Here is a 26,571-nt window from a genome sequence, read left to right as displayed (position 1 = left end):
TAATCATATTAAACTAAATTAATCACAAAGCTCTATATTAAGACTGGTAAGCAAATTAAGTGCTTCGAAGCGATCAAACTTAGCATTCGCTAACATATTATTATTCAAATCTATATTAAATGCTGTCGCACCTACAAAATCACATTTTGTTAGGTTAGTTTGAAAAAACTCACTATCGCGAAAATCTGTTCCTGTAAATTCACTACCGCTTAAATCAGCATGTCTAAAATCAACATTTTTGGCAAAGCAGTGTGTTAGTTTGAGGGCTTTGAGGGTTAATTCAAAAAAAGAACTATTACTGAGATCGCAATAATTAAAACTCACCGGTGCGTTAATACTAAGCGCTGGCCAATCCACGTCAGTCCATTGCAGACTATTTAATTTACAGTGGCTAAAACTTACATCTTCAAGCGAGCTGTAGTTCCATTTAAGTGACGATAAATTACAATTTTTAAAGTTGCACTGTATAAATCGGCAATTTTTAAACTGCCCGCCTGAAAAGTCGCAATCGGTAAATGTGCACTCTTCAAACTCAGAATTTTCAGTTAGTTGCTCTTCGTGCTGCAAAACATTAAATTGCTCGTCGAAGTAGTGATTATTATTTGAAATTGACACTATTAACCTAGTTTTTAATGGGCGTAGACGTTATTTTTAGGTAAATCTTTTTTAAGCGCAAGCACTGCAATAAAAATCAAAGCAAATAGTGGAAATAGCGCTAAACAACCACCTACAAAAGCTAAAACTCCAGGCATAGTACTTTTACGCTTACCTATTTTATAGCTAATTACAGCAAAAATAGGAATACTCAGCACAATAAAAAAAACTAAGAACTCACCAAATAAGGTTGCGTTGATCGACATAATAATTCCTTTTTCGTCTATTCGGTTAAAATACACTCTGCTGTAAATTTAACCACAAAAAAACCCTTAAGCATATAACTTAAGGGTTTTTAAATTTAGCTCAATAAGCTAAACAAAAATTACTCTTCGCTAGGTATCGCTTTTTCAACAACACTAATTGCAAGCTCAGCTAACGAATCCATATTAGGCTTACTAGGCGCGTTAGTTAATAAACACGACGCTTGTGTTGTTTTAGGGAAAGCAATAACGTCACGAATGTTATCGGTACCACATAAAAGCATTGCTAAACGGTCAAGACCAAATGCTAAACCAGCATGTGGTGGTGTACCGTATTTAAGTGCATCAAGTAAAAAGCCAAACTTATCTTGTTGCTCTTGCTCGTTAATACCTAAAATTCTAAATGCAGTTTCTTGCATATCTGCATTATGAATACGTACCGAACCGCCACCCACTTCGTAGCCGTTTAATACCATATCGTAGGCATCTGAAATAGCCGCAGCAGGGTTTGCTTCAAGCTCACTTGCAGTAATATCTTTTGGTGCAGTGAATGGATGATGCACAGCATGTAATGTGCCTTCGTCATCTTCTTCAAACATTGGGAAGTCTACAACCCAAAGTGGTGCCCAGCTATCAAGGTTAGTGATTTCTAAATCAACACCAATCTTAACGCGCAGTGCGCCCATAGCTTCGTTTACTGTGTTGCGCTTATCGGCACCAAATAAAATAATATCGCCAGTTTGTGCATTAGTACGTTCAAGCAATTTAGTAATTACGTCTTCACTTAAAAACTTAGCCACTGGTGATTGAACGCCTTCAGCGCCGGCAGTGTGGTCGTTTACTTTCATCCACGCCATACCTTTAGCACCGTAAATACCAATAAACTTAGTGTAATCGTCAAGTTGTTTACGAGAAAGCTTAGCGCCACCTGGTACTGTTAATACAGCAACACGGCCTTTTTCGTCGTTAGCCGGACCTGAAAAAACATTAAACTCGACGTCTTTAACTAAATCGGCAACATCAATTAATTTCATTGGGTTACGTAAATCTGGCTTATCAGAACCGTAAAGGCTCATTGCCTCGCTGTAAGGCATGATTGGAAAATCGCCTAAATCAACGTTTAGTAATGACTGCCACATCTCGCGGATCATTTTTTCAGTCATACCACGTACTTGATCAGAGCTCATGAACGAGGTCTCTATATCTATTTGGGTAAATTCTGGTTGGCGATCGGCACGTAAATCTTCATCACGGAAACATTTAACAATTTGGTAGTAACGGTCAAAACCCGACATCATCAACAATTGCTTAAACAACTGTGGAGACTGCGGTAACGCATAAAAACTACCTTTGTGAACACGGCTCGGTACTAAATAATCGCGTGCGCCTTCTGGCGTTGCTTTAGTAAGTACTGGTGTTTCGATGTCTAAAAAGCCGTTTTCATCTAGAAAGCGACGAACAAAACTGCTTGCTTTAGCACGTAATTTAATACGGTCACTCATTTCAAGACGACGTAAGTCTAGGTAGCGGTATTTTAAACGACGCTCTTCAGAGTTTACTTGGTTAAAATCAAGTGGAAGCGGTTCAGAGCGGTTAATAATTGTAAGCTCAGTACCTAAAACTTCAATTTCACCTGTTGCCATGTCTTTATTTACTTGGCTATCAGGGCGTGCACGTACAGTACCTTTTAGCTGAACACAAAATTCTTGGCGAAGTGTGTTAGCTGAACTCATTAACTCTTCAATGTCAGAGTCGAATACAACTTGTACTAAACCTTCTCTATCGCGTAAATCGACAAAGATAAGTCCACCAAGGTCACGTCGTTTGTTGATCCAGCCACATAGTTCAACTTCTTGATCTACGTGAGTTTTATTTAGCTGTCCGCAATATATAGAGCGCATAGTTTTCCTGTCAGATAAAAGGCTTAAACGGTTATATTCATTTGTTTTAAGGCGTGTGATTTAAAAAACAGGTCACCACAATACAAATAAAGCCGCTAGCAATCTAAAAATAATCAAATTAAGCCCTGCATTATACCCAAGTAGTATCAAGATGCTAGGGCGTGTGTTTAGCTTTGTAATGTTAATTTGCAGCAACCACCGCATGTATTTGGTACACTTGCGCCACGAAGTAATTTATCAGCTATTTATATGTTATATATTGGATGCCCTCAGTGGTCGAGCAACGCATGGAAAGGCAATTTATTTTCAAGCCAATGTAAAAACGCCGATATGCTTAGCCAATACGCACAACACTTTAATTCTGTGGAAGGCAATACCAGTTTTTACGCCGACCCATCGCCAAGCACCGTATTGCGCTGGGCAAACAGCGTACCCGACGATTTTAAATTTACGTTTAAGTTTAATCGTCGCTTTAGCCACGAGCTGCACCTAACTAATATTCAAACCGAGCTTACTGATTGGCTTAACTTGTTCTCCCCTATTTTAGAAAAAACCGGGCAAATCATGCTGCAATTACCTAAAGCATTTGGCCCTGGTGACTTATCCAAGCTAGCCCAATTTATTAGCCTATTACCAAAAGAGATTAATTACGGTGTAGAAGTACGCCATACTGCGTTTTTTCAAAAGGGTGAAGCCGAAATAGCGCTTAATCAGTTATTAATGGCAAATAACATAAATCGCATATCGATGGATACTCGCGCCCTATTTGCGGTAAAACCAACAACCGAAGCGCTAATAGATGCACAGCAAAAAAAGCCTCATTTACCAGTGCACGCTATTGCTACAGGCTCCCAGCCTATGGCGCGCTTTGTGATAGCTAACTTACAAAATGACTATAAATCCTTTTATAAACCGTGGCTAAGCAAAGTAAAACAATGGCTTGATGAAGGAAAAACACCATATGTGTTTTTTCATACTGCCGATAATCGCGAATCGCCACTACTTGCACGTCAATTTTGTGAAGACCTAGGGTACAATCACTCAGTATTAAATCTATTCAGCGGTGAAAAAGAAGCCCACCAGCAAGCACTTTTTTAAAAGTAAAACGACAGAGAAATTATAATGAGTGAATACACACATTACTTTACCGGCTACCCAGCTAACATTGTTGAGCAAGTATTAAGCCTTATAGATAACAACAAGGTATGTGACTACTTACTTAAAAAGTATCCGCAAGCACATACCATTACTAGCGATAAACTACTTTATAGCTACGCAACCGAGCTTAAAAAACAGTATTTAAAAAACGCACCGCCGTTTGGGCGCGCGGCGTTTAAAAAGCAAGGCGACATGGTGACCAATGCACTCGGTACACATACGTATCGAATGCAAGGTAAAACCCGTAAACACGATTTAGCGATAAACAGCGACTTGCTCCGCGCTCCCGAGCCGTTATTAAAAGCGTTAGTGGTACATGAGCTCGCCCACTTTAAAGAAAAAGACCATAACAAAGGCTTTTATCAACTTTGCTGCCATATGGAGCCGAGTTACCACCAGCTAGAGTTAGATTTAAGAATTTTTTGTGTGGTAGTAGCGATGGGAGAAAACCCGTATGGATAAAGAGATGTAAAATACAACGTTATCAACAGCTTAAGGATTTAAAAATGGATTTAAGAGATTTCGGTCTTTTCTTAGAGTTTATGATTAAAATACAACCACTAATATTTTTAATCATCAGTGTCTTCGCTGTCTATCTAAGTTTTAAAATGCTTTCAAATGCAAAAGCATCTAGAGCACATGGGGAAAGAATGAAGTTAGCTGAAGTAAAAATGAATATCAGAGCTTTATTTGCTAAATCGATTGATAACCTTACTGATGCATACGACCAACACAGCTTAATTTTTACGAAATTAGAAACCTCTTTTCCTAACTATGCATCTTTATACATAGATAAACATAAAGAAATGCTTGAAGAATCAAAAGTACAAAAAAAAGAGATAGAGGAAACGTACAGAAACTATATCGAAAATATTGAACGTTCGATTGTTCTCGAGGACTCAATCAAGTTTCTTTTACAGCTTCAAAGCAGCTGCTTCGTTTCTCCTAGGAATAATATATCCACGGAAAAGTATTTTGATGGTATGTTACAAAGTATTGAACATTTAGAAAAATCACTTTCTGATAATAAAAGTAAACGTTTCAGAAATCGATGTGACTTTCACAACTAACTAGTTATTTAAATTAAAAAACGCGATTTTATACCGCGTTTTTAAGTAACTTTTCAACTGACAGCTAAAAAGCGTGTTGGGTTTCGTTTCCCTCAACCCAACATAAGGTTAAAGCCCTAAGCCTGCCATAAAGTCGTCATCTGCGTCGTCTTGCACAATGTCTTTAGCCTTTGCGTTTTCTTTTTCAGCTTTCTTTTTAGCTTCGTTTTCAATTATGTCATCTGGGTCTAGTGCTTCTGCAATATCAAAGTCATGTAATTTAATGAACTCTGTTTTATCCATCGCTAATTCCAAGTAAAAAATATTTTGTTTACTTGTGGTGAATGTTACGCGGCGGGCTTGCGGGCGATCCATTGTGGTATCTACCGATATTTGCACTTGCTTATTTATTGCCATCATTTTTGGCTGGTTTTGCGTAATAGACGTATGTAATTGCTCACGCACTTTAGACGTAAAGTCGCCAACAATTTGATTCATCAACTCGCCTAGTACGTTTGATACGTCGTCTGATAAATGGCTATGCGCTATTTCATCTTCTGGCATTCCCATATTGCGCATGTAATCGCCATAAATTTCCATCGCTGCTTGCGAAGTAAAGTTGGTAATTACGAGCCCTGTAAAACCACCGTCAAATAAAACAAAGCAACCAATATCTGGTCGCATACATGTACGTGTTATTTTTTGCACCATGGCAGAGTAACTAATACCGTTACCGCTGGCTGATGTAAGTACACCTGTAACCGAATGACAAAGGGTTGCTAATATATCGTCTGTGTTGATGACCTTACTTTTGCTCATTTAATCTTCTCTTTTATACTTATTATTCATAATTCTAGTCAAGCTACTGAATTTATCACTGACTATCCAGTATAAAATGTTAAAATAACTCTATTATTTACAAAGAGACTGCCTTCGTGACCATAAAAGACAGTATTTATGCCTCTGAGCAACAAGTAAAAGATTTTAGCTTTGACCAAAATGTAGTCGAAGTTTTTCCAGATATGATCCAGCGCTCTGTGCCTGGCTACGCAACTATTGTCAGTACAATGGGTAAACTTGCCGGTGAATATGCGCAAAGTAACTCTAATCTTTACGATTTAGGCTGCTCACTTGGCGCAGTAACACTTAGCATGCGTCGTAATATTCGCACTGATAATTGCCACATTATTGCAGTAGATAACTCACAAGCCATGGTTGAGCGTTGTAAAATGCATTTACAAGGTTTTAAATCGGACGTGCCGGTTACTGTTACTTTGGGCGATATTAACGAGCTTGAAATTCAAAACGCATCGGTTGTGGCAATGAACTTTACGCTGCAGTTTATTCCACACGCACAGCGCCAAGCCGTGCTTGAAAAAATATACGCTAATTTAAAACCTGGTGGTGTATTGCTGCTAAGCGAAAAAATTAAAGCTGAAAACGAGCAATGCGACAATTTATTGATTGATTTGCACCACGACTTTAAACGACACAATGGTTACTCTGAGCTTGAAATAAGCCAAAAGCGTACCGCCATCGAAAACGTTATGCGCCCAGATACACTGAGCACCCACTTTACTCGCTTACAAGATATTGGTTTTAGCCAAACTCAAGTGTGGTATCAATGTTTTAATTTTTGCTCAATGGTAGCAATTAAATAAAGAGAGTCATCCATGTCTCAATGGTTTAACCAATTTTACGCATCTATCGCACAAAGCCCACTTAGTCACTGGCTAGAAACCCTCCCTGCTCAATTAAAACATTGGCAAAACGAGGCTAGCCATGGTGACTTGCCTAAATGGCAAAAAGTACTTAAAAACTTGCCTGAGGTAGCAACTTCGCATGTTGATATTTCTACTAAGGTGGAAATTGGCGCGCCAGAGGAGATGAGTGATGGCGAGCAAAAGCAAACCGTGCATTTATTAAAACGCATGATGCCATGGCGCAAAGGTCCATTTAATGTGCACGGTATTGAAATAGATACAGAGTGGCGCAGTGATTGGAAGTGGGACCGCCTGCTTCCTCATATTGAGCCATTAAAAGGCCGCACTGTTTTAGATATTGGTTGTGGTTCTGGTTATCATTTATGGCGTATGCGTGGTGAAGGCGCAGAGTTTGTAGTGGGTATTGATCCGTCTGATTTATTTTTATGTCAGTTTCAGGCAATTAAACACTACAACCCAGACGAAAACGTACATTTACTGCCACTAGGCGTTGAAGCATTACCCGAGCTTAAAGCGTTTGATACGGTTTTTTCGATGGGCGTACTTTATCATCGTCGCTCACCTATCGACTTTTTAGCGCAATTAAAAGCGCAGCTTCGCCCAGGCGGCGAGTTAGTGCTTGAAACCCTAGTAATTGAAGGCGATGAAAACACAGTACTCGTGCCTACTGATCGCTACGCCAAAATGCGCAACGTGTGGTTTATTCCAAGTACTGCCGCTTTAAAACTCTGGATGGAACGCGTCGGCTTTAAAGATGTGCAAATAAAAGATTGCGCTATTACCACGCTTGAAGAACAACGCAAAACCAATTGGATGGAAAACGAATCGTTAATCGACTTTTTAGATCCAAACGATACAAGTAAAACAATTGAAGGCTACCCCGCTCCACTTCGAGCCATATTAACCGCAAAAGCATAGCTGTTAATCTAACGCCTTTAATACTAAAAAAACGCCTACGGGCGTTTTTTTGTTTATTTAAACAACAAACAGCGGACAAGTGTCCTTGTTAATTATTTCAAAATTACATTTACGCTAGCCGCGACCTTGCAATTGTTGTAAAATACGCGCGTTTCTAAGCAACCCAAAACAACTATTTTGAGGAAAACCTGTGAGCGAACAAAAACAGTCTCTAAGCTATAAAGACGCGGGCGTAGATATCGACGCTGGTAATGCACTTGTTGAGCGTATTAAAGGCGTAGTTAAAAAAACTCGTCGTCCTGAAGTAATGGGCGGAATTGGTGGTTTTGGCGCACTTTGCGAAATTCCTGAAGGCTACAAGCAACCAGTATTAGTTGCAGGCACAGATGGCGTTGGTACTAAACTTCGTTTAGCAATCGACTTAAAAAAACACGATACGGTTGGTATTGATTTAGTTGCAATGTGTGTAAACGACTTAATTGTTCAAGGTGCTGAACCCCTGTTTTTCCTAGATTACTATGCAACTGGTAAACTAGATGTAGACACAGCAGCTGACGTAGTTACAGGTATTGGCAAAGGTTGTGAAATTTCAGGTTGTGCCCTAATTGGTGGCGAAACAGCTGAAATGCCAGGTATGTATGATGGTGAAGACTACGACATGGCAGGCTTTTGTACAGGCGTTGTAGAAAAATCAAAAATTATTGATGGCACAAAAGTAGCAGCAGGCGATCAGCTTATTGCACTTGCTTCAAGCGGTCCTCATTCAAATGGCTTCTCTTTAATTCGTAAAGTACTTGAAGTGTCAAAAGCTGATACCAGCGCTGACTTTGAAGGTAAAACATTAGGCGAAACTCTACTTGAGCCTACGCGTATTTACGTAAAACCTTTACTTGAGTTATTCAAAAACGTTGACGTACATGCGCTTTCGCATATTACTGGCGGCGGTTTTTGGGAAAATATTCCACGCGTATTACCCGCTTCAGCAAAAGCTGTAGTTAAAGGTGATAGCTGGCAGTGGCCATCTATTTTTAACTGGCTACAAGAAAACGGTAATATTACTACACACGAAATGTACCGCACATTTAACTGTGGTGTAGGTATGGTTTTAGTCGTTCCTGCAGACAAACTTGAGCAAAGTTTAACAATGCTAAAAGACTTGGGCGAAAATGCATGGCACCTTGGTGAAATTCAAGATGCAGCAGCCGGCGAAGAGCAAGTTGAAATTGTAGGTGGTGCTAAGTAATGGCACCGACTCGTCTGGTAGTTTTAATCTCGGGTAGTGGCTCTAATTTACAAGCCATCATAGATGCCTGCGAACGTGGCGAGATAAACGGACACATAGCGGCTGTTATTAGTAATAAAGCAGACGCTTATGGCCTAGAGCGTGCAAAACAAGCAGGTATTGCTACAAAAGTGCTCAGTCATAAAGATTTTGACTCGCGCGAAGCGTACGATGCGCAATTAATGAACGTTATCGACTCTTTTATGCCAAATCTAGTTGTATTAGCTGGGTTTATGCGTATTCTTACTCCTGACTTAGTGCAAAAATATGTTGGAAAAATGTTGAACATTCATCCATCTTTGTTGCCTAAGTATCAGGGGCTGAATACCCACCAAAGAGCAATTGATGCAAAAGATGATGTTCATGGCGTAAGTGTTCACTTTGTTACTGAAGAATTAGACGGCGGTCCCGTTATTCTTCAGGCGCAAATACCTGTACTCAAGGATGATACAGCAGAAACATTAGCAAAACGCGTGCATGAGCAAGAGCATATAATTTATCCTTTGGTGGTCAAGTGGTTCAGTGAACACAGACTTACTATGGAAGCAGATTATGCAGTTCTTGACAAAAAACAACTTCCTGCACACGGCGCGCACTACTCACAATAAAAAAATAAGTGCCCTGTTGTTATGTGCGGGCGCTTTACTTCCAACTAGCCTAATTGCAGGCGAATTGACTCAGTATCAAGCAAGCTATGATATTTTACGCAAAGGTAAAAATCATGGTGAGGCCGTACGTGAGCTTAAAAAATTAAGCGAAGACAACTACGAACTTACTTATCACAGTAATATTGAGTGGATGATTTTTTCTGACTCTCGCGAAGAAACCTCAAAGTTTACGTACAAAGATGGCAAGGTTACCCCGCATCATTACAATATGATCCGCACCGGTACAGGCCCAGATAAAGATTACAAAATTGATTTTGATACAACAAACAAAGTAGTGACTAGCAGCGCTAGCGAATACCCACTTAAATGCGAATGGACTGATGAATTTCAGGATGCTATTTCGTACCAAGTGCAAGTGCGCGAAGGATTGAAAAAAGGCGAAACAAGCTTTTCATTCCCCCTTATAGACAAAAAAGGTAACCGCCGCGACTACAACTTTGAAGTATCTGGCACCGAGATGATTTCATTGCCTATCGGTAATGTAGAAGCTATTAAAGTAAAGCGTTTATACGATAACGATAAACGCCAAGCAATTGCATGGTTTGCGCCAGAAATGGATTACATGCTGGTACGTATGTGGAAAGGCGAGAAAGGGATGGAACAGTTTGAAGTGCAAATGAACTCGTTTACGGTTACTCAACCTGTCGCAGCTCCTGCAGCTCCTGCAGCTGTGGCAGACAACAGCGATGCTAGCGTAGAGACGCCATAACATCTATTTGCAATAACTAATTATGCAAGCTGATAAAAATGTATATTAAATAAAAAAACGCGATTTTAAATCGCGTTTTTTTATGTTTTTAGCTTTAGCGCTAAATTAGCTCACCCATTTTAAATAACGCAAATTCCCCAGGCTCCATTTTTTGCCAGCGCTCATCATTCGTCAAAGGCCTTGTAGCTATAACCGTTACAACATCGTTTGGTGTGGTCTCTTGTTGAAAATCAACCACCATGTCGGCATCAATCAACGTTGCTTTACCAAATGGCGCACGGCGCGTTATATAATGTAAATTATTAGTGCAATACGCTAAAACAAACACCCCATCGGTCAATAACATATTGAACACCCCTTTTTCGCGCAGCGTATGCGAAAGCTTAGCGGCGTATCTAAAAACCGACGCCATATTACTTGGACGCTTTGGGTATTTTTCGCGAATTTTATCAAGCAACCAACAAAAAGCGAGTTCGCTATCGGTGTTACCTACTGGCCGATAATACTGCGGTTTTAAATCATGATAATTAGATAATTGCCCGTTATGTGCATAGGTGAGCTCGCGCCCCCACAATTCTCGTGTAAACGGATGGGTGTTCTCAAGGCACACTCGCCCACGGTTACCTTGTCGAATATGGCTAATAACCGAGACACTTTTAATGGGGTATGCTTTAACGAGTTTTGCTATTTCAGATTGATAACTCGGCTCAGGATCTTTAAAGGTTCTGCAGCCTTTACCTTCGTAAAATGTAATACCCCACCCATCTTTATGCGGGCCGGTATTTCCACCGCGCTCTAAAAGGCCTGAAAAACTAAAACAAATATCGGTAGGCACATTGGCTGACATGCCAAGTAATTCACACATTAATAAAATAACCCTTAAAAACCATACATTAAAATAAATAGCGAATATTTATGTATTAAGCGTACACTAAATTGCAGCCTGCTATAACGGCTATACTTACTTAAAAAGTGTCATTTTGCTATTAGATTTATTTATTTTTACGTTAACACTACTTACAGCTAATGCTTTGACTAAACGATAGTTATGGCGCGTTCCTCTGTCGGGTAATTAAATATCGTATTAAAGTTACTTTCTACTACAATTTAACATCGTTATGTACTTGAAAATTACTGTTACTAGCGCTACTCTAAGTGAGGTGGTCTGACCTCTATTAAGGAATAAAAATGACACTCATATTTACACTGGTTCTAATCGCGTTGCTTTGCACTGCGGTTTACCACAGAGCAAGTTGGAACACAGCACTTGGTGTTTCGGCTATAACTTTATTAATTGGTACCTTTGCGGGTGCTTTTGGTTTAATTAGCTGGTTGATCTTTTTGATCATCGCGGTTCCTCTTTCTGTTACTGGCCTTCGTCAGCAATATATCATCAAGCCTATTTTTGCTACGTTTAAAAAAGTAACGCCAAACATGTCTGATACTGAAAAATCAGCTATTGATGCCGGTACGACGTGGTGGGAAGCTGACTTATTTTGCGGTAACCCAGATTGGCAAAAGCTTCACCAATACCCAGTTCCTAAACTTACTATTGAAGAGCAAGCCTTTGTTGATGGCCCTGTTGAAGTAGTATGTAGCATGTTGGACGATTGGGAAGCAACGCACGAACTAACTGACCTTCCTCAAGATGTATGGCAATATCTAAAAGATAATAAATTCTTTGCCATGATCATCAAAAAAGAATACGGCGGTTTAGAGTTTTCTGCATTTGCACAGTCTTGTGTACTTCAGAAACTAACAAGTAAATCAACATTACTTTCGTCAATTGTTGGTGTACCAAACTCTTTAGGGCCAGGTGAATTATTACAACACTATGGTACAAAAGAGCAAAAAGATCATTACTTACCGCGCCTAGCGAGCGGTCAAGAAATTCCATGTTTTGCGTTAACTTCGCCAGAAGCGGGTTCTGATGCAAGCTCAATTCCAGACTACGGTGTGGTATGTAAAGGGCAATGGAATGGTGAGGAAGTTGTGGGTGTTAGTTTAACGTGGAATAAGCGTTACATTACACTTGCCCCAGTAGCTACTGTACTTGGTCTTGCGTTTAAGTTACAAGATCCAGATGGCCTAATTGGCGACAATAAAGAGCCGGGCATCACCTGTGCACTTATTCCAACGGACACTCCTGGAGTTGAAATTGGCCGCAGACATTTCCCGCTAAACGTTCCATTTCAAAATGGTCCTACTCGCGGTAAAGATATTTTCGTACCACTTGATTACATTATTGGTGGCCCAGATATGGCTGGTCAAGGCTGGCGCATGCTGGTTGAGTGTTTATCGGTTGGTCGTGCAATTACATTGCCGTCAAACTCTGCCGGTGGCATTAAAATGATTGCCGTTGCAACGGGTGCGTATAGCCGCATTCGTCGTCAGTTCCGTTTACCTATTGGTAAAATGGAAGGTGTTGAAGAGTCACTAGCAAAACTTGCTGGTTACGCTTATAGCTCTGATGCTGCGGTTAGTATGTCTACGGGGGCAGTTGACTTAGGCGAAAAGCCATCGGTTGTTTCTGCCATTATTAAATACCACCTTACAGAGCAAATGCGTGATGCAACTATTCATGCAATGGATGTACTTGGCGGTAAGGGCATCATGCTTGGGCCAAATAACTATTTAGGTCGTGGCTACCAAGGTGCACCTATTGCCATTACCGTTGAAGGTGCAAACATCTTGACCCGTAATATGATTATTTATGGTCAAGGTGCAATTCGCTGTCATCCATTTGTACTTACCGAGCTTGGTGCGTGCGAAATTGAAGACCGCGAAGAAGCGCTTAACGTATTTGACAAAGCGCTAATGGGTCACATTGGTTTTACTATGTCGAATCTTGTACGTACTATGTGGCTTGCACTTACCGGCGCTCGTTTTACAAGTGTGCCGTACAACGACGAAACTGCTGAATTTTACCGTATAGCGTCACGCTTTAGTGCATCACTTGCTCTTATGTCTGACATTAGCATGGCAGTATTTGGTGGTTCACTAAAACGTAAAGAACGTATTTCAGCACGTTTAGGTGACTTACTTAGTTACTTATACTTAGTGTCTGCAACGCTTAAGCGTTACAACGACGAAGGCCGTAAAAAAGAAGATTTTGCTCTAGTAAAATGGAGCTGCCAAGATCACCTTTACCATTGTCAACGTGCACTTGCTGATTTAATTAATAACATGCCTTCGGCTCCACTACGTGGTGTTTTAAAAGTATTGTTATTCCCGTTTGGTCGCCCGGTTCGTAAACCAACTGACCAACTTGAGCATAAACTTGCGCAACTACTACAAGTACCTAGCGAAACGCGTAACCGTTTAGCAAGCTACGTATACTTAAAAAATGAGCCGCTAAACCTTGTGGGTCGTCAAGAGCAAACGCTTAAAGACATCCTAGACGTTGAGCCATTATTTGAAAGAGTATGTAAAGAGAAAGGTCTTAAACTGCCATTCTTTCAGCTCGATAAGGTAGCGCAAATGGGGCTTGAAGCAGGCATATTAAGCCAAGCAGAAGCTGATAAACTAGCTGCTGTTGAGCAATCTCGTTTAGATGTTATTAACGTTGATGACTTTGACCCTGCTGACTTACTTGCAGGCAAAGCCGCGCGTAATAACGTTAAAAAAGAAGCTGATGCTGCTTAATTAATTTAGTAAAGCAAGCAGTCCAGCTGTAAAAAAATCCAAACCAGCGCATAATGCGCTGGTTTTTTTGTGTAAAATAAATTCTTATATAAAATCGTACATCTCAAGCAATCAAATACTCGATGATAAGTGTAAATTAGCGATTAGTTATCAATCGCTTCCATGCTAAAGCTATGCCTGTATACACTAAAAAACATGCGAGCAATGATGCCAAACCAGCTAATGTTTGCCCTAAAAAACCAAAGTATTCTCCAGTATGTAAAAATCGAGATGTTCCCCATGCTTGATCGCCTCGCGTCCAATCCGATTTTTTTAACGTTTTAATTGCATCACCAGTGCGAGTATCTAAAAATAATGAATACGCATATTCTTGACGATTCCCAATACTGGTATCAATATAAAAACGTGCTTCGTGTTTTTTTTCACCTAATTCTAACCACATTGAATACCAATCAGCGGCACCATTATTAGCTGCATGTACTTTAGCTCGTTGGAATAAAGCATCGTAAGGTACTTTATCAGCCGATAAATTTAATACTGGTAGATGCTTTTCTCGCTCGGGTACGTTTTGCCCAAAGGCGCCATATAACGCTTTATTTGCCCAATCAAAATGAAACAAAGTAGCCGTTAATGACAAAACGAGTAAAACCGGCAAACACCAAATCCCAAAAACTAAATGCCACTGCCTATTTCGATGATGTGATGATTTATAACTCTTTGCTAGTAATAAATATCCTTTTAATGCAGAGCGATTAAATCGCTTTGGTAACCACAGGTAAGCACCCGATAGTAATAAAAAGATAAAAAATAGATTAGCGTAGCCATTTATATTTTTGCCAATCACTTGCGAAGCGCCATGCAGTAATAAATAACGATGTATATCAGTTACAACGTGAAAAAAACCAGCCGCTAGCCCCTCTCCTTCACGAATAACATCTCCTGTATAAGGGTGTAATAAGTAGCTATGTTTTCCCGCCCAGGCAGGAATAGCAGCCCCTTCTCGATTTACCCAACGAATATAAATATGTGATTGACTCGGATGCGATTTTTGCAAAATATCTACAACAGCATCAGTCGATAGCCGCTGTTGAGCATAGGTGTTTTTTACGGTAAATCGCATTTCATCTAGCTCAACAATTTGTCGTTCATAGGTTAATAAAAAACCCGTGAACGACATGCTAAAAATAAATAAACCGGCGATTAAACCTATAATTAAGTGAGCCCAAAAGACCCACTTTTTAAAAAATTTTAAGAACATAAAATAAGTTACTTATTCTTAAAACTGATAAGAAATCGATAAGCGAATATCACGCCCAGATTCGTATGGACCAACAACAGTGTCAAATACTTCACTGTAATCAGCCACACTTGAATGATCGATATATAACTCATTAAATAAGTTAGTAACAGCAACATTAAATAATAATGCATTCGTCACATTCCACTGCCCATATAAATCAACAGTGGTGTAGCTTGGTTTATTTAAGGTATATAAAGAATCGGTCCAACCAAGGTCAACAGCTTGATGAAGAGTGTCAATATCGAGTGAATCGACTTTAGTTACACTAAAACCAACCTTTGCATCGATGTTAATGTCGTAATCAACGCCAGCAACCCATGTATTGCCTCTGCTGTTACCTAAACCGACAAACTCATAGCCATTAATATCAATTGCATCATAACTTACACTGTACAACCCATCACGTGGGTCAAGCTCTGTATCAGTAGTTGAAAATCCAATAAAGAAATCAAATGAATTTAAGCGATATGCTAGGTCAAACTCAAACCCTTTAGTCTCTAACGTGCCTATATTGTTATAAACCGAGTTTCCTTCATACCCTTCAAATATCACATTATCTAAAGACGAATTATAAATACTGGCCTTAGCGGATAAATTTTCGTTAGTGTACGTTATGGATGCTTCAATATTAGCTACGGTCTCAGGTACTAAACTTTCATCCGCTACTGGAATATCTAAACCGTCATATAAATATCCATCAATGGTAAAGCCATCCCCTATTTGTTTACCACGCGCGGCTTCAGCATACCCAAGCCCGACTGTCCAAGCATCATTAATATCGTATGCTAAACCGATATTAAAGCTCACTTCATTGTCGTCTAAACTCGATGCACTTTCTGTAATTGCAGTGCCATAATATTCATCTAATAGGATGTCTTGTTTAAACTTATAACTATCAAAACGCACTCCATAACTCAGTAAAAGTTGTGGAGTAATATCACTATAACCTTGTGCATAAACACCCAGTACACTGCCTTGTTCTGAATTTTCTTTTGCACCTGCTGCAGACCCACTCGATACTTCATCATTTCTATAATCAACGCCATAAACAAATTTATGTTCATCAATAATACTTGTATTACGAATATCTAAGCCATATGTGTCAATGTCAGCAAGCCAAGCAAATCGGCCGCCATTAAAAGATGATTCGGTTTTGTATGCTGTCGCCTCTAAATACAATAAGTTATTGTGAGAAAATATATAATTAGCAACGTAAGTCTCTCGCTCTGCTTCACTTGGGTACAAAGCATCGCCTTCTTGTACCGCCCAGTTAGGCCGTGCTGAAAAATCCCCTTCTTCGTCGCGTTTTTCAATACTTACCGACAAATGATGATTATCTGCTAACTCACCACTGGCTTTAATAAACATCATATCTTGATCGGCAGCCGTACCATAAATAGTATCGCCATCACCATCTTCCATGTTCTCGCGATCCACAGTACTGAAATACCCTAGTACACCCCATGTATCACTTAATTTACCATATACACTAGTGCTTAAACGCGTACCGTCATTTGAAAAGTAACTTGCTTTAACACGTCCACCAAATTGTTCACCTTGATTAAGTAGGTCTTGCGCGTCTTTAGTTTTAAAGCGGATAGAGCCGCCAATAGCACCAGGACCACTTGTTGCTTCGCCGGCACCTGCTTGCACATCTATTTGCTGTAATAGGTCAGGATCTATTGTTACACGACCAATATGATGAAATAACGTTGATGTTTGCTGTGCACCATCAACCGTTATATTTAACAAAGAATCTTCAACACCACGAATATAGATCTTTTGTGCAACGCCTACCGAGCCACCCACGCTAACAGAAGGTGAATGTCGAAAAATATCAGCCAGATCACTTGCTTGATATTGTTCTATTTCTTCAGCTGTAATACTCAAATTAGTTGCAGAACCAACTACAGATATTTTTTCAACAGACGCTGTACTTTTAGCAAGTTCTTGCGCGCATATCGGTGAACTAAATGATGCACAAATGGCACTCATTAAGGCTAATTTTTTCAAGGGGTACGCTCCTTCTAAATTGCAAATAAGAAGAATTATCATTTTCTTTTAATTAAAAGCATAGCAACTTTACATTTGTTACATTTAGGACATATACAAGACGTGTTAGGAGCAATCTACTTTAGTTGCCTAAAAACATGTAAGTAAGGGCGTGAACAGGACGAGAAAGCGTTGCTCAGTTTTTACAAGCACAATATGAAATGTAATTTATACACCTTTAGGAACCGTTACAGTCATTACCAAGCCACCTGCAGTATCATTTTTAGCAAATACTGTTGCCGCAATCGCATGTAATTGCCTTTGTGCTAAAGCAAGCCCTAAACCAAAGCTATCACTGTTGCATGAGCGAGCTGAATCAATCCGGAAAAAAGGCCTAAAAATAGTATTTAAATGCTCTTTAGGTACCCCTGGACCTTGATCTGCAATAATAATTTGATATTCATGTTCATAATTAATGAGGCTAATCTGTACTTTTTTATTAATGGGTGTATAACGTAGCGCATTTCTAAGTATATTCTCAAGTGCTTGACCTAATGCTCTGTGATTACTGTTTTCAATATGGGCTTGATCAGGTAAGTCAGCAAAAATAAGTTTATCTGGGTACTCAAAACGTCCATCTTCAATGAGAATTTCGAGTAAATCGACTAAATCCAAAGATTCGATGCGCAACTGAGGTGACTCGTTATCTAACCAAGATAAAGTAAGCGTGTCATCCACTAACTTACGGATGTGCTGTGACTCTTTGTGAATACGCTCTAATTTGATTTGCGTGTCTTCTACACCCTTTTCTCTGTGAGTGAGTAAATTGTCAGTTGCTATATCTAAACGTGTTAAAGGTGTTCTTAACTCGTGAGAAAGATCAGTTAATAATACTCGTTGATGCATAATCTGATCACTGATCCGCTCTGCCATTAAATCAAATGTTTCAGCTAACTGAGATAGTTCATCATTGCGTGAGCCCAATTGCTCTCGGACTCTGACACTAAAGTCTCCTTTGCTAAATGCCCTACTTGCTAAGTCGAGTTCTTTAATGGGATGCATAATATGGCGATATAACACAATCGATAAATACACCAATATCAGCATTGGTAATAAAACTTGTAACGACAAACGTGTTAAATTCCAAAGTGATCCTGGGCGCATTCTTTGCGGCAACTGCACAACAAGGCTAGTTGCACCATCTTTAAAAGGTAATTGCATAACGGGTGCATGCTCAAAATACAGATGTATTTTCCAATCAATACTTCGCCCCAAGTTATACCCTGTATACTCATAACGATGAGAGCGATTACCTGCTAACTCAACCACATTGGCTTTAGCAATTACAGCCCAAATATTTTCTTGTTGTTGTAAATCATCAACCCAACGCTCAAGTTCGCTCATATCACCTTGATCAAATACAACCTCAGCATTTTTTTGCCAATTAATTAACTCTTCTCGGCTTGAGTCACTTAGCATGCTCATATCATTTTCAAAATGATTAACCGCGACATTAATTAAATAAAACATCGCAACAACACCAGTACCAATAATTAAGCACAGCTTCCAAAATAAACGTCGTGTCATTTAATACAGTACCCTTGCCCATGCACAGTGTGTAAACGGCTGCCATCCCAGCCGGCGTTATTTAATTTTTTTCGTATACGACTCATATGCATATCTAAACTACGATCGTACTGACTGAAACGCTTGTTAAGCGCCACTTGATATAAAAAAGGTTTTAACAGTATTTGTTCTTGGTTTTTTATTAAAATTTGCAGCAAGGCAAACTCAATAGGCGTAAAAGCTAATAGCTCACAATGCAGAAAAACCTGCTGGTGTAGGCTATCTATTTCAAGTCCATCAATATTAGCAATGTAGGGAGTATTTGTGTTTTGTTTAAAAACGCGCCTTAGTACTGAATCTACGCGTAGTAATAATTCTTGGCTATTAAACGGTTTTGCTAAGTAATCATCTGCACCAGCTGATAAACCTAAAATGCGCTCTTCTTCAGCATGTTTTGCCGATACAATTATTACAGGGGTGTTATTACAACTACGTAAAATATTAAGCACTGCTAAGCCGTCTTTGCCCGGCAACATAACATCTAATAAAATAAGACTAAAGCGTTGAGCAACCGCTAAATCAAGCGCTTGATTACCATCAAAACACTGTGTAACAGAGTATCCTTGGTTGGCTAGTAATTCAGTAATTTGATCATTAAGTAATGTATCGTCTTCAACAACTAAAATATCAAAATCAGATTTGTTGCGTTGATAGGCCTGTGGTGCAGACATAGAAAGCCATAATTTTTATAGTATTAAAACAAATTTTTGAGTGTTTTGAGTGTTTTGAGTGTTTTGAGTGTTTTGAGTGTTTTGAGTGTTTTGAGTGTTTTGAGTGTTTTGAGTGTTTTGAGTGTTTTGAGTGTTTTGAGTGTTTTGAGTGTTTTGAGTGTTTTGAGTGTTTTGAGTGTTTTGAGTGTTTTTCAAATATAAGCTTGTTATTGAGGAAATAACAAGTGGCGGAGTGGACGGGACTCGAACCCGCGACCCCCGGCGTGACAGGCCGGTATTCTAACCAACTGAACTACCACTCCGCAGTGGTATGTGCATGGGGTAATGCACTTACTAATTTTAATCATGATATCAAATGGCGGAGTGGACGGGACTCGAACCCGCGACCCCCGGCGTGACAGGCCGGTATTCTAACCAACTGAACTACCACTCCGCAGAGATATCATTATACTTGTTATTACTTAATTTGTTGGCGGAGTGGACGGGACTCGAACCCGCGACCCCCGGCGTGACAGGCCGGTATTCTAACCAACTGAACTACCACTCCAGCATACAAATTTTGTAATATAACATTGTTTAAATAGTTGGCGGAGTGGACGGGACTCGAACCCGCGACCCCCGGCGTGACAGGCCGGTATTCTAACCAACTGAACTACCACTCCAGCGCATATTTAAACTGTTATTTTTTCTTATTGGCGGAGTGGACGGGACTCGAACCCGCGACCCCCGGCGTGACAGGCCGGTATTCTAACCAACTGAACTACCACTCCATAATAAGAATATGTTTTACAACAATACGTTGTGTAAGTGTTGGCGGAGTGGACGGGACTCGAACCCGCGACCCCCGGCGTGACAGGCCGGTATTCTAACCAACTGAACTACCACTCCAGCTTTTACTTACAAGTTTTACGAAAATGGCGGAGTGGACGGGACTCGAACCCGCGACCCCCGGCGTGACAGGCCGGTATTCTAACCAACTGAACTACCACTCCATATTTTCGTTGCTGTTTAGGTCTCCCTGACAGCGGCGTGAATAATACGAACCAACCCCTATTTCGTCAAGGGCTTTTTTGTTTTTTTATAGGTTTTTTAGTCATCTGTCATTGAAAGGTTTAAAATTTCACCTGATCTGTCATTTTTTGAGCCATTTTTACCGACTTGATTTTTTTCAGTGTCGGCAACCTCACCTTCACTTGTTTTCTTTTTCTTTAAAAAAGGCAGCTTCACTTTAAATTTAATCGGTTTTTTCTGAACAAATATACGAATTAACAACCAACCGAGTAATAAAATGAGCGTATTGCAGCCTACAATTAAACTAATAATTGTCGATATGGCCATTTTTTCTTCAACAGGCTCACTCTCAATCATTTTATCTGGGGTAATAATCGTTGCAGGATCAATTTCGGGCACCGCTTCTATAGGTCGCTCTACCTCAAATTTGTACGTTGGCAGCGTTGCCATAAATTCACGACCATTAATATTAGTACCAAAAACAGACAGTTCAACACTATATCTACCCCAATCATAATTTTTAACACTAAGCTGACGTGAGTCTTTAGCAGCAGCATCTATGGTAAACATTTGCTCTTCGTTATTGGGATAGTAGATTTTTCCCTGGATGATGACTGTTTCTGGCTTAACAATACTTGGGTCTATATTTATAGTTAACAGATGCTCGTCTGTGTCTTGCTCTGCTAACGCGACTTCGGTTACAAAAGGCGGCTCGTGCACTTCTATTGTATTTTGCACAATGCGACGCTGCAGCAGAGGTGTTGCCACGTAAAGCTCTGGTGTCCATTCACCCGCGGGAAAATCTAAAGTAAACTCGCCGGTAAACACACCATCTTTAGGGCGCTCATCAAATCCTCGTCCATCGTCTTTAAATTCCGCTACTTCTTGAATGCCTGCGCCAAAGTTAGCAAAGTTTTCATTGTTGGTACTTACAAAGTCAACATTAAGGCTAACAACATCTCTAAATAGGTTTGTGTTAATTGGCTCACCGTCGTTTAGTATTTTCCCGGTGATTTTTATTGTCTCCCCCCTAAACAGCATTGAAGGAAGAGGCTCTGCCTCAAGAGATATTTCGCCTAATACAACTATTCTGCTATCGGGCAAAATGCTGCCTATTACTTGCCAAGGACCTGCCATAGGTTTTTTTATGGTAACTAAATCGTAGCTGAGTTCGTCAAACCAATCTAAGTTAGGGTTTTTAACTGAGTCAGTAGCAAAGTACTTACTGCCATCGGGCCGCACTAAAATAACAGCAGGTGCACCTGATTTTCTAAAAAACAGCAGTGTTATTTCATCTATTTTGCTATCTATGCGAAAACGATTATCAAGTAAAGGGATCTCATTTTGATGCCCATCGCGCTTGAGCACTTCTACTTGTTTTACGCCATACGCATTGCCAGTAAATAAACTAGCGGCACATAACGCTGTCACAAAATACATCGTTTTCATTAAATCGCCTTATTCAGCGCGCCATATACATTGGCCGCCTTCTTTATTTACAAGATCCAATCGTGCTTCGTGTGCGCTTTGCTCAGCGTCGCTTGCTCGCAGAACAACTAATGGGGCTCTATCACTATTTAAACGCTTTATACCGCCCTTCTGTTGCTCGCTGCCCTCATCTTTGTTTTGATTCAAGTTTAGCTTTGTTTGACCGCCCGTCATGGCAAGGTAAACATCGGCTAAAATCTCAGAATCCAGTAGCGCGCCGTGAAGCGTTCGTTTACCGTTATCTACATCATAACGACGACATAAAGCATCAAGGTTGTTCTTTTGACCTGGATGCAAGTCACGCGCCATTTTAAGCGTGTCGAGAACTTGACAAAAAGTATCTGTTTTAGGGAAACCCTGATTAAGCAGCGCAAATTCGTTATCCATGTGGCCAATATCGAACGGCGCGTTATGAATAACTAACTCTGCCCCTTCAATATAGTCGAAAAACTCTTGGGCAATTTGATGAAACAACGGTTTATCACGTAAAAATTCATTAGTGATACCGTGAACGTCGATTGCTTCTTCTTCGCTTGGGCGTTGTGGGTTTATATAAACGTGAAAGTTATTGCCTGTTAAACGGCGATTTACTAACTCCACACACCCAATTTCTATAATACGGTGCCCTTGTTTAGGGTCGATGCCGGTGGTTTCTGTATCTAAAACTATTTGTCTACGTGCCATATCGAATTTAGCCTGATTCTGGTATCTTTCTATAATCACTTTATTGTACATAAGAACAAGGTAAAACAGTGCAAAAAACCGTAGAGATTTACACCGATGGCTCATGTTTAGGCAATCCAGGCCCCGGCGGTTATGGTATTTTTATGATTTATAACGGTCACGAAAAAGAAATGAGCCAAGGTTATAAACTCACAACTAATAACCGAATGGAAATGCTCGCGGCTATTGTAGCCCTAGAATCACTCACTCGAGAATGCGAAGTAAACCTAACAACCGATAGCCAATATGTTAAGCAAGGCATTGAATCGTGGATCACTAACTGGAAAAAACGTGGTTGGTTAACATCAGCTAAAAAGCCGGTTAAAAACGTCGATTTATGGAAACGCTTAGATAAAGCCTGTAACGAGCACAATGTAACTTGGAAATGGGTTAAAGGGCATAGCGGCAATAAATACAACGAAATAGTTGACGATTTAGCGCGCGATGCCGCTGGCAGCAAAGATTTACTAGAAGATGTAGGCTATCAGCCTTAATTGTTATTTTTTTCATCGCAGCGCTTAAAGTGCTGCTTTGAGGTTTGCCTAAGCCCTGCCCCTTTTACTGGCGCAAACTGCGGCCTTGCATGCCATTTAGGTTTGATAGGTGTAAGCGGGGCTACTCGTTTTCTCGCCACCAGCATATACACACTACCCATCGGTTTTAAATACTGTTTTGCAAAAGTCCGCCAAAACTCAAATCTTGATAACCTGTTACCTCTTGCCAGTGATGAATAAATAAAACGTTCGTCACTTACAATTTCAAAACCTAATAAATTTAGCCAATCTTTAACCCTCGCAGGGGTAAAAAAGCGCCCAGTCCATGGTAATTTTTGACCGCTAAAAGGCAACATTTGTGCAAATCCGCACAAACTAAATGGATTAAAACCGGTCACTAGTATATAACCGCCCGGAATAAGCGTGCGATGTGCTTCTCGTAAAATGTGATGTGGGTCTGAATGATACTCTAAGCAGTGGCTTAGTATACAAGCATCAATACTGTGCTCGTAAAATGGCAATTCATCTATGTCAGCGACGACCCCAGTGTAAGGCCCAGGCTCAGCAACACACACTTGGTGTTTAATCGTACTTATACTTGTGTTTAATTCGCCACTTAAATTACCCAACTTAAGCATATGATAGCCAAACATACGCGGCAGCCATTGCTCCATCTTTCGTTCGATGTCTGTGCGCAAATAATCCCCATGAGGAAACTGCTGCCACGACAGTGGTTTGGGTCCTTCTTGAAAACTAAGGGCTGGTTTCATTTTTTGAGCTCGTTATACTATGCGATAAGTGTCACTTTATAGAGCAATTTACCATGGTGCAAGTCAAAGCAATTAAAGCCTTTTCTGATAATTACATTTGGTGTTTAACTACCGATAACAGTACCCAAGCATGGGTAGTCGATCCTGGCCAAGCACAGAACGTATTAGCGCATTTAGCTGAGCACAAACTAACGCTTGGTGGTATTTTAATTACGCATCATCACTACGATCATACCGATGGCGTAGCTGAATTAGTTGACGCCTATCCAAATATATCGGTTTATGGTCCTGCTAATAGCCCATTTAAAGGTATCACTCATTCACTTACTGATGGCCAGAGCATTAACGTACTTAATGTTAACTTTACTATTTTAGCAACTCCTGGGCACACGCTTGATCATATTTGTTATACAAATGATGAACTTGCTTTTACAGGCGATACATTGTTTAGCGGTGGATGTGGGCGCTTATTTGAAGGCACGCCGGAGCAAATGTGGAAATCTTTTAATAAACTAAGAGAGCTGCCTACAAGCTGTGTTGTATATTGCACGCACGAATACACACAAGCTAATCTTGCCTTTGCCAAAGCAGTTGAACCACGTAACCCTGAGTTACTCGCGTACAGTAAAAAAGTAGATGAATTACGCAGTAATAATCAAATCTCATTACCTACTTCTATTGGACAAGAGCTAAAAATAAATCCATTTATGCGTAGCGATTTGCCAACCATTACAGAGTTAGTACCGGAGAAATTTATCTCGGTTACAAAAAACAATGAACCTTGGGGAAACTTTGCGAGTCTGAGACAGTTCAAAGACAATTTTTAATGCACAAACTAATACTTTAATATTTATTTTATTAGAATCATTAACTTAACATATAGTGATGATTCTATTTCTGCGTTTTAAAAAGTCATTAAGTGGCAATGTTAACTCATAACAGGTAGTATTCGCCGAGTTTTTTACCCGATGTATTGGTATTTATGAATAAATCTCCCCTATTAGTAGCCTTGGCGTTAGCGCTAAGTGGTTGTCAAACTGTGACAACTTTAGACTCAGACTCTCAAGCAGACCAACAACTCGAAGGCGCAAGTCCTAACGACATTAACAATGCATTGATGGTAAACGCACAATATCAGCAAGTTGACCCTGATGAGCAAGAAGCTCCCGTGTTTGATGATGTATGGGAGCGAATTCGCTACCAACTTTCTATCGAAATACCGCAAAACCGCCCTGTTGTTACTGAGCGTAATTATTACGCTCGCCACCAAGCCTATTTAGATCGTATTTCTAAACGTGCAGAACCTTACTTACACTTTATAGTTGAAGAAGTAGAAAAGCGCGAAATGCCAATCGAAATTGCACTACTGCCTATTGTAGAAAGCGCATTTGACCCATTTGGTTATTCTAATCGCAGTGCATCGGGCATTTGGCAGTTTATGCCTGCAACCGGTGAGCGATTCGATTTAAAACAAAACTGGTGGTACGACGGTCGTCGCGACATAGTGCAGTCGACTCGCGCAGCACTTGACTACTTATCGTATTTACATAAAACACTTGAAGGTGATTGGCTAAATGCGATTGCTGCTTACAACTCGGGTGAAGGGCGCTTGATGCGCGCTATTAAAAAGAATCGTAAAAAGCATTTACCTACCGATTTTTGGTCTCTTGATTTACCAAGCGAAACAACAGCCTACGTACCAAAGTTATTAGCACTTGCCGACTTATTAAAACGCTCAGATGATTTTAACGTTACATGGCAACCAGTAATTAATGCACAAGTGGTTGAAGTGGTTGATGTTGGCTCGCAAATAGATTTAGCACTTGCTGCTGATATGGCCGATATGACGCTTACTGAGCTATACAGATTAAACCCCGGTTTTAATCGCTGGGCAACTGATCCTAATGGCCCGCATTCTTTATTACTGCCAGTAGATAAAGCAGAGCAATTTAGCCAAAAACTAGCAAACACTGATGTTAAAAACAGATTACGCTGGCAACGTTATATTGTGGCTCGAGGCGACAGCTTATCAGTAATTGCCAAAAAGTTTACAACAAGCTCAAGCGCAATCCGATCGCTTAATAAACTCAAATCAAATACGATTAAAGTAGGCCAAGAGTTACTAGTCCCGCTTACTGATGGCGCTATAAATAGCGAACATTTACCAAAGCAGATGCGTTTAGCTGCTAATAAAGCAACACGCACAAAGCTTTCGCACACAGTTAAAAGTGGCGACACTTTATGGGACATTAGCCGCGAATATGACGTAACTATGGATGAGTTGGCTAAATGGAATAAGCTAAAGAAAAACTCTGTACTGCGCCTAAATCAAAAACTTACTGTGTATAAGTCAGCTAATAAACCACAAGCAACGGCAAGTACCAACCGTACCATTACATACAAAGTACGCCGTGGTGACTCACTTGCACGTATTGCGTCTAAGTTTAACCTAAGCGTTAACGAAATTATTAAGTGGAATAACTTAGCTGGTCAAAAATACTTACAACCTGGCCAAAAGCTAAAACTTAAAGTAGATGTCAGAAGTAGTTAATTTATAAAACTATATTAAAAGTAAAAAGGAGCGC

24 protein-coding genes and 7 tRNA genes are annotated in these 26,571 nt (G+C 40.1%); 12 read left to right on the top strand and 19 right to left on the bottom strand.

Going from position 1 to position 26,571, the window contains the following annotated elements; translation table 11 throughout:
• Positions 1 to 18: 18 nt before the first annotated feature.
• The 3 genes from EU510_RS19230 to aspS form a co-directional block, all read right to left on the bottom strand.
• The gene (locus tag EU510_RS19230; RefSeq protein ID WP_149594772.1) at positions 19 to 615 is read right to left on the bottom strand and encodes a pentapeptide repeat-containing protein; all 597 of its coding nucleotides are present in this window, start codon (positions 613 to 615) and stop codon (positions 19 to 21) included.
• Between the two features lie 14 nt (positions 616 to 629).
• Positions 630 to 860, bottom strand: coding sequence for a hypothetical protein (locus EU510_RS19225; RefSeq protein WP_008139093.1), 231 nt, complete (start codon positions 858 to 860; stop codon positions 630 to 632).
• Positions 861 to 979: 119 nt separating this feature from the next.
• Positions 980 to 2,758, bottom strand: a complete 1,779-nt coding sequence (gene aspS / locus EU510_RS19220; protein ID WP_149594771.1) for an aspartate--tRNA ligase — start codon at positions 2,756 to 2,758, stop codon at positions 980 to 982.
• Positions 2,759 to 3,007: 249 nt separating this feature from the next.
• On the opposite strand from aspS, the gene EU510_RS19215 reads away from it, so the two are divergent.
• The 3 genes from EU510_RS19215 to EU510_RS19205 are packed head-to-tail and all read left to right on the top strand — an operon-like array spanning position 3,008 to position 4,986.
• Positions 3,008 to 3,856 carry a DUF72 domain-containing protein gene (locus EU510_RS19215; RefSeq protein WP_149594791.1) on the top strand — a complete coding sequence of 283 codons (849 nt, stop codon included), beginning with the start codon at positions 3,008 to 3,010 and terminating at the stop codon, positions 3,854 to 3,856.
• A 24-nt stretch (positions 3,857 to 3,880) separates the two neighbouring features.
• Complete coding sequence (locus EU510_RS19210) at positions 3,881 to 4,378, top strand: M48 family metallopeptidase (RefSeq protein WP_149594770.1); 498 nt, start codon at positions 3,881 to 3,883, stop codon at positions 4,376 to 4,378.
• A gap of 44 nt (positions 4,379 to 4,422) precedes the next feature.
• A complete protein-coding gene (locus EU510_RS19205) occupies positions 4,423 to 4,986 on the top strand; it encodes a hypothetical protein (RefSeq protein WP_149594769.1) in 564 nt (187 codons plus the stop codon).
• 108 nt (positions 4,987 to 5,094) lie between these two features.
• Here EU510_RS19205 and EU510_RS19200 read toward each other — a convergent pair whose 3' ends face one another.
• Positions 5,095 to 5,784, bottom strand: a complete 690-nt coding sequence (locus tag EU510_RS19200; RefSeq protein ID WP_149594768.1) for a DUF3334 family protein — start codon at positions 5,782 to 5,784, stop codon at positions 5,095 to 5,097.
• Positions 5,785 to 5,900: 116 nt separating this feature from the next.
• On the opposite strand from EU510_RS19200, the gene cmoA reads away from it, so the two are divergent.
• The 5 genes from cmoA to EU510_RS19175 all read left to right on the top strand — a co-directional run bounded on the left by cmoA (position 5,901) and on the right by EU510_RS19175 (position 10,266).
• Positions 5,901 to 6,626, top strand: coding sequence for a carboxy-S-adenosyl-L-methionine synthase CmoA (cmoA, locus tag EU510_RS19195; RefSeq protein ID WP_149594767.1), 726 nt, complete (start codon positions 5,901 to 5,903; stop codon positions 6,624 to 6,626).
• A gap of 12 nt (positions 6,627 to 6,638) precedes the next feature.
• Positions 6,639 to 7,607: a tRNA 5-methoxyuridine(34)/uridine 5-oxyacetic acid(34) synthase CmoB gene (gene cmoB, locus EU510_RS19190; protein ID WP_149594766.1), complete on the top strand. Its 969-nt coding sequence runs from the start codon at positions 6,639 to 6,641 to the stop codon at positions 7,605 to 7,607.
• 190 nt (positions 7,608 to 7,797) lie between these two features.
• Entirely contained in the window at positions 7,798 to 8,850 is a 1,053-nt protein-coding gene (gene purM, locus EU510_RS19185; protein ID WP_149594765.1) for a phosphoribosylformylglycinamidine cyclo-ligase, read from the top strand.
• On the top strand, positions 8,850 to 9,497 hold the full coding sequence (gene purN, locus EU510_RS19180) for a phosphoribosylglycinamide formyltransferase (protein WP_149594764.1): 648 nt from the start codon (positions 8,850 to 8,852) through the stop codon (positions 9,495 to 9,497). The genes purM and purN overlap by 1 nt, the downstream gene beginning before the upstream one ends.
• Positions 9,498 to 9,513: 16 nt before the next feature.
• Positions 9,514 to 10,266, top strand: a complete 753-nt coding sequence (locus tag EU510_RS19175; protein WP_149594790.1) for a DUF3108 domain-containing protein — start codon at positions 9,514 to 9,516, stop codon at positions 10,264 to 10,266.
• Between the two features lie 100 nt (positions 10,267 to 10,366).
• Here EU510_RS19175 and EU510_RS19170 read toward each other — a convergent pair whose 3' ends face one another.
• Entirely contained in the window at positions 10,367 to 11,131 is a 765-nt protein-coding gene (locus EU510_RS19170; RefSeq protein WP_024591316.1) for a class II glutamine amidotransferase, read from the bottom strand.
• A 323-nt stretch (positions 11,132 to 11,454) separates the two neighbouring features.
• On the opposite strand from EU510_RS19170, the gene fadE reads away from it, so the two are divergent.
• A complete protein-coding gene (gene fadE / locus EU510_RS19165) occupies positions 11,455 to 13,911 on the top strand; it encodes an acyl-CoA dehydrogenase FadE (RefSeq protein ID WP_149594763.1) in 2,457 nt (818 codons plus the stop codon).
• A gap of 136 nt (positions 13,912 to 14,047) precedes the next feature.
• Here fadE and EU510_RS19160 read toward each other — a convergent pair whose 3' ends face one another.
• The 13 genes from EU510_RS19160 to dnaQ all read right to left on the bottom strand — a co-directional run bounded on the left by EU510_RS19160 (position 14,048) and on the right by dnaQ (position 22,683).
• Entirely contained in the window at positions 14,048 to 15,169 is a 1,122-nt protein-coding gene (locus tag EU510_RS19160) for a PepSY-associated TM helix domain-containing protein (protein ID WP_149594762.1), read from the bottom strand.
• An 18-nt stretch (positions 15,170 to 15,187) separates the two neighbouring features.
• Complete coding sequence (locus tag EU510_RS19155; protein ID WP_149594761.1) at positions 15,188 to 17,224, bottom strand: TonB-dependent receptor; 2,037 nt, start codon at positions 17,222 to 17,224, stop codon at positions 15,188 to 15,190.
• 207 nt (positions 17,225 to 17,431) lie between these two features.
• Complete coding sequence (locus EU510_RS19150) at positions 17,432 to 18,790, bottom strand: histidine kinase sensor domain-containing protein (protein WP_149594760.1); 1,359 nt, start codon at positions 18,788 to 18,790, stop codon at positions 17,432 to 17,434.
• Positions 18,787 to 19,500: a response regulator transcription factor gene (locus tag EU510_RS19145; RefSeq protein WP_149594759.1), complete on the bottom strand. Its 714-nt coding sequence runs from the start codon at positions 19,498 to 19,500 to the stop codon at positions 18,787 to 18,789. The genes EU510_RS19150 and EU510_RS19145 overlap by 4 nt, the downstream gene beginning before the upstream one ends.
• A 225-nt stretch (positions 19,501 to 19,725) precedes the next feature.
• A tRNA-Asp gene (locus tag EU510_RS19135) sits at positions 19,726 to 19,802 on the bottom strand.
• Positions 19,803 to 19,856: 54 nt separating this feature from the next.
• Positions 19,857 to 19,933: transfer RNA gene (locus EU510_RS19130), tRNA-Asp, on the bottom strand.
• Between the two features lie 37 nt (positions 19,934 to 19,970).
• Positions 19,971 to 20,047, bottom strand: a tRNA-Asp gene (locus EU510_RS19125).
• Between the two features lie 38 nt (positions 20,048 to 20,085).
• A tRNA-Asp gene (locus tag EU510_RS19120) sits at positions 20,086 to 20,162 on the bottom strand.
• A 31-nt stretch (positions 20,163 to 20,193) separates the two neighbouring features.
• Positions 20,194 to 20,270 (bottom strand) — tRNA-Asp (locus EU510_RS19115).
• 41 nt (positions 20,271 to 20,311) lie between these two features.
• A tRNA-Asp gene (locus tag EU510_RS19110) sits at positions 20,312 to 20,388 on the bottom strand.
• Positions 20,389 to 20,415: 27 nt separating this feature from the next.
• Positions 20,416 to 20,492 (bottom strand) — tRNA-Asp (locus tag EU510_RS19105).
• 97 nt (positions 20,493 to 20,589) lie between these two features.
• The gene (locus tag EU510_RS19100; RefSeq protein ID WP_149594758.1) at positions 20,590 to 21,960 is read right to left on the bottom strand and encodes a TIGR03503 family protein; all 1,371 of its coding nucleotides are present in this window, start codon (positions 21,958 to 21,960) and stop codon (positions 20,590 to 20,592) included.
• Between the two features lie 9 nt (positions 21,961 to 21,969).
• Entirely contained in the window at positions 21,970 to 22,683 is a 714-nt protein-coding gene (gene dnaQ, locus EU510_RS19095) for a DNA polymerase III subunit epsilon (protein WP_149594757.1), read from the bottom strand.
• A 68-nt stretch (positions 22,684 to 22,751) separates the two neighbouring features.
• On the opposite strand from dnaQ, the gene rnhA reads away from it, so the two are divergent.
• Positions 22,752 to 23,216, top strand: a complete 465-nt coding sequence (rnhA, locus tag EU510_RS19090) for a ribonuclease HI (RefSeq protein ID WP_149594756.1) — start codon at positions 22,752 to 22,754, stop codon at positions 23,214 to 23,216.
• Here rnhA and EU510_RS19085 read toward each other — a convergent pair.
• Positions 23,213 to 23,986, bottom strand: coding sequence for a class I SAM-dependent methyltransferase (locus EU510_RS19085; protein ID WP_149594755.1), 774 nt, complete (start codon positions 23,984 to 23,986; stop codon positions 23,213 to 23,215). The two genes, rnhA and EU510_RS19085, sit on opposite strands and share 4 nt — an antisense overlap.
• A gap of 53 nt (positions 23,987 to 24,039) precedes the next feature.
• Between EU510_RS19085 and gloB the strand changes: the two genes are divergently transcribed.
• Positions 24,040 to 24,813 (top strand): hydroxyacylglutathione hydrolase, encoded by a 774-nt coding sequence (gene gloB / locus EU510_RS19080; RefSeq protein WP_149594754.1) that lies wholly within the window; start codon positions 24,040 to 24,042, stop codon positions 24,811 to 24,813.
• A 155-nt stretch (positions 24,814 to 24,968) separates the two neighbouring features.
• Positions 24,969 to 26,537: a LysM peptidoglycan-binding domain-containing protein gene (locus tag EU510_RS19075; protein ID WP_149594753.1), complete on the top strand. Its 1,569-nt coding sequence runs from the start codon at positions 24,969 to 24,971 to the stop codon at positions 26,535 to 26,537.
• Positions 26,538 to 26,571: the final 34 nt, after the last annotated feature.

This window comes from Pseudoalteromonas sp. FUC4 (assembly GCF_008370255.1).
Lineage (GTDB): Bacteria > Pseudomonadota > Gammaproteobacteria > Enterobacterales > Alteromonadaceae > Pseudoalteromonas.
The sequence above is the reverse complement of the archived record's forward strand: the minus strand, read 5'-3'. Positions and strand labels throughout refer to the sequence as shown.

Excerpts from the sequence above, each read along its gene's own strand:
- EU510_RS19225 (WP_008139093.1), bottom strand. The coding sequence starts at position 860 with ATGTCGATCAACGCAACCTTATTTGGTGAGTTCTTAGTTTTTTTTATT.
- aspS (WP_149594771.1), bottom strand. The coding sequence starts at position 2,758 with ATGCGCTCTATATATTGCGGACAGCTAAATAAAACTCACGTAGATCAA.
- EU510_RS19215 (WP_149594791.1), top strand. The coding sequence starts at position 3,008 with ATGTTATATATTGGATGCCCTCAGTGGTCGAGCAACGCATGGAAAGGC.
- EU510_RS19210 (WP_149594770.1), top strand. The coding sequence starts at position 3,881 with ATGAGTGAATACACACATTACTTTACCGGCTACCCAGCTAACATTGTT.
- EU510_RS19205 (WP_149594769.1), top strand. The coding sequence starts at position 4,423 with ATGGATTTAAGAGATTTCGGTCTTTTCTTAGAGTTTATGATTAAAATA.
- EU510_RS19200 (WP_149594768.1), bottom strand. The coding sequence starts at position 5,784 with ATGAGCAAAAGTAAGGTCATCAACACAGACGATATATTAGCAACCCTT.
- cmoB (WP_149594766.1), top strand. The coding sequence starts at position 6,639 with ATGTCTCAATGGTTTAACCAATTTTACGCATCTATCGCACAAAGCCCA.
- purN (WP_149594764.1), top strand. The coding sequence starts at position 8,850 with ATGGCACCGACTCGTCTGGTAGTTTTAATCTCGGGTAGTGGCTCTAAT.
- EU510_RS19170 (WP_024591316.1), bottom strand. The coding sequence starts at position 11,131 with ATGTGTGAATTACTTGGCATGTCAGCCAATGTGCCTACCGATATTTGT.
- fadE (WP_149594763.1), top strand. The coding sequence starts at position 11,455 with ATGACACTCATATTTACACTGGTTCTAATCGCGTTGCTTTGCACTGCG.
- EU510_RS19160 (WP_149594762.1), bottom strand. The coding sequence starts at position 15,169 with ATGTTCTTAAAATTTTTTAAAAAGTGGGTCTTTTGGGCTCACTTAATT.
- EU510_RS19150 (WP_149594760.1), bottom strand. The coding sequence starts at position 18,790 with ATGACACGACGTTTATTTTGGAAGCTGTGCTTAATTATTGGTACTGGT.
- EU510_RS19145 (WP_149594759.1), bottom strand. The coding sequence starts at position 19,500 with ATGTCTGCACCACAGGCCTATCAACGCAACAAATCTGATTTTGATATT.
- EU510_RS19100 (WP_149594758.1), bottom strand. The coding sequence starts at position 21,960 with ATGAAAACGATGTATTTTGTGACAGCGTTATGTGCCGCTAGTTTATTT.
- dnaQ (WP_149594757.1), bottom strand. The coding sequence starts at position 22,683 with ATGGCACGTAGACAAATAGTTTTAGATACAGAAACCACCGGCATCGAC.
- EU510_RS19085 (WP_149594755.1), bottom strand. The coding sequence starts at position 23,986 with ATGAAACCAGCCCTTAGTTTTCAAGAAGGACCCAAACCACTGTCGTGG.
- gloB (WP_149594754.1), top strand. The coding sequence starts at position 24,040 with ATGGTGCAAGTCAAAGCAATTAAAGCCTTTTCTGATAATTACATTTGG.
- EU510_RS19075 (WP_149594753.1), top strand. The coding sequence starts at position 24,969 with ATGAATAAATCTCCCCTATTAGTAGCCTTGGCGTTAGCGCTAAGTGGT.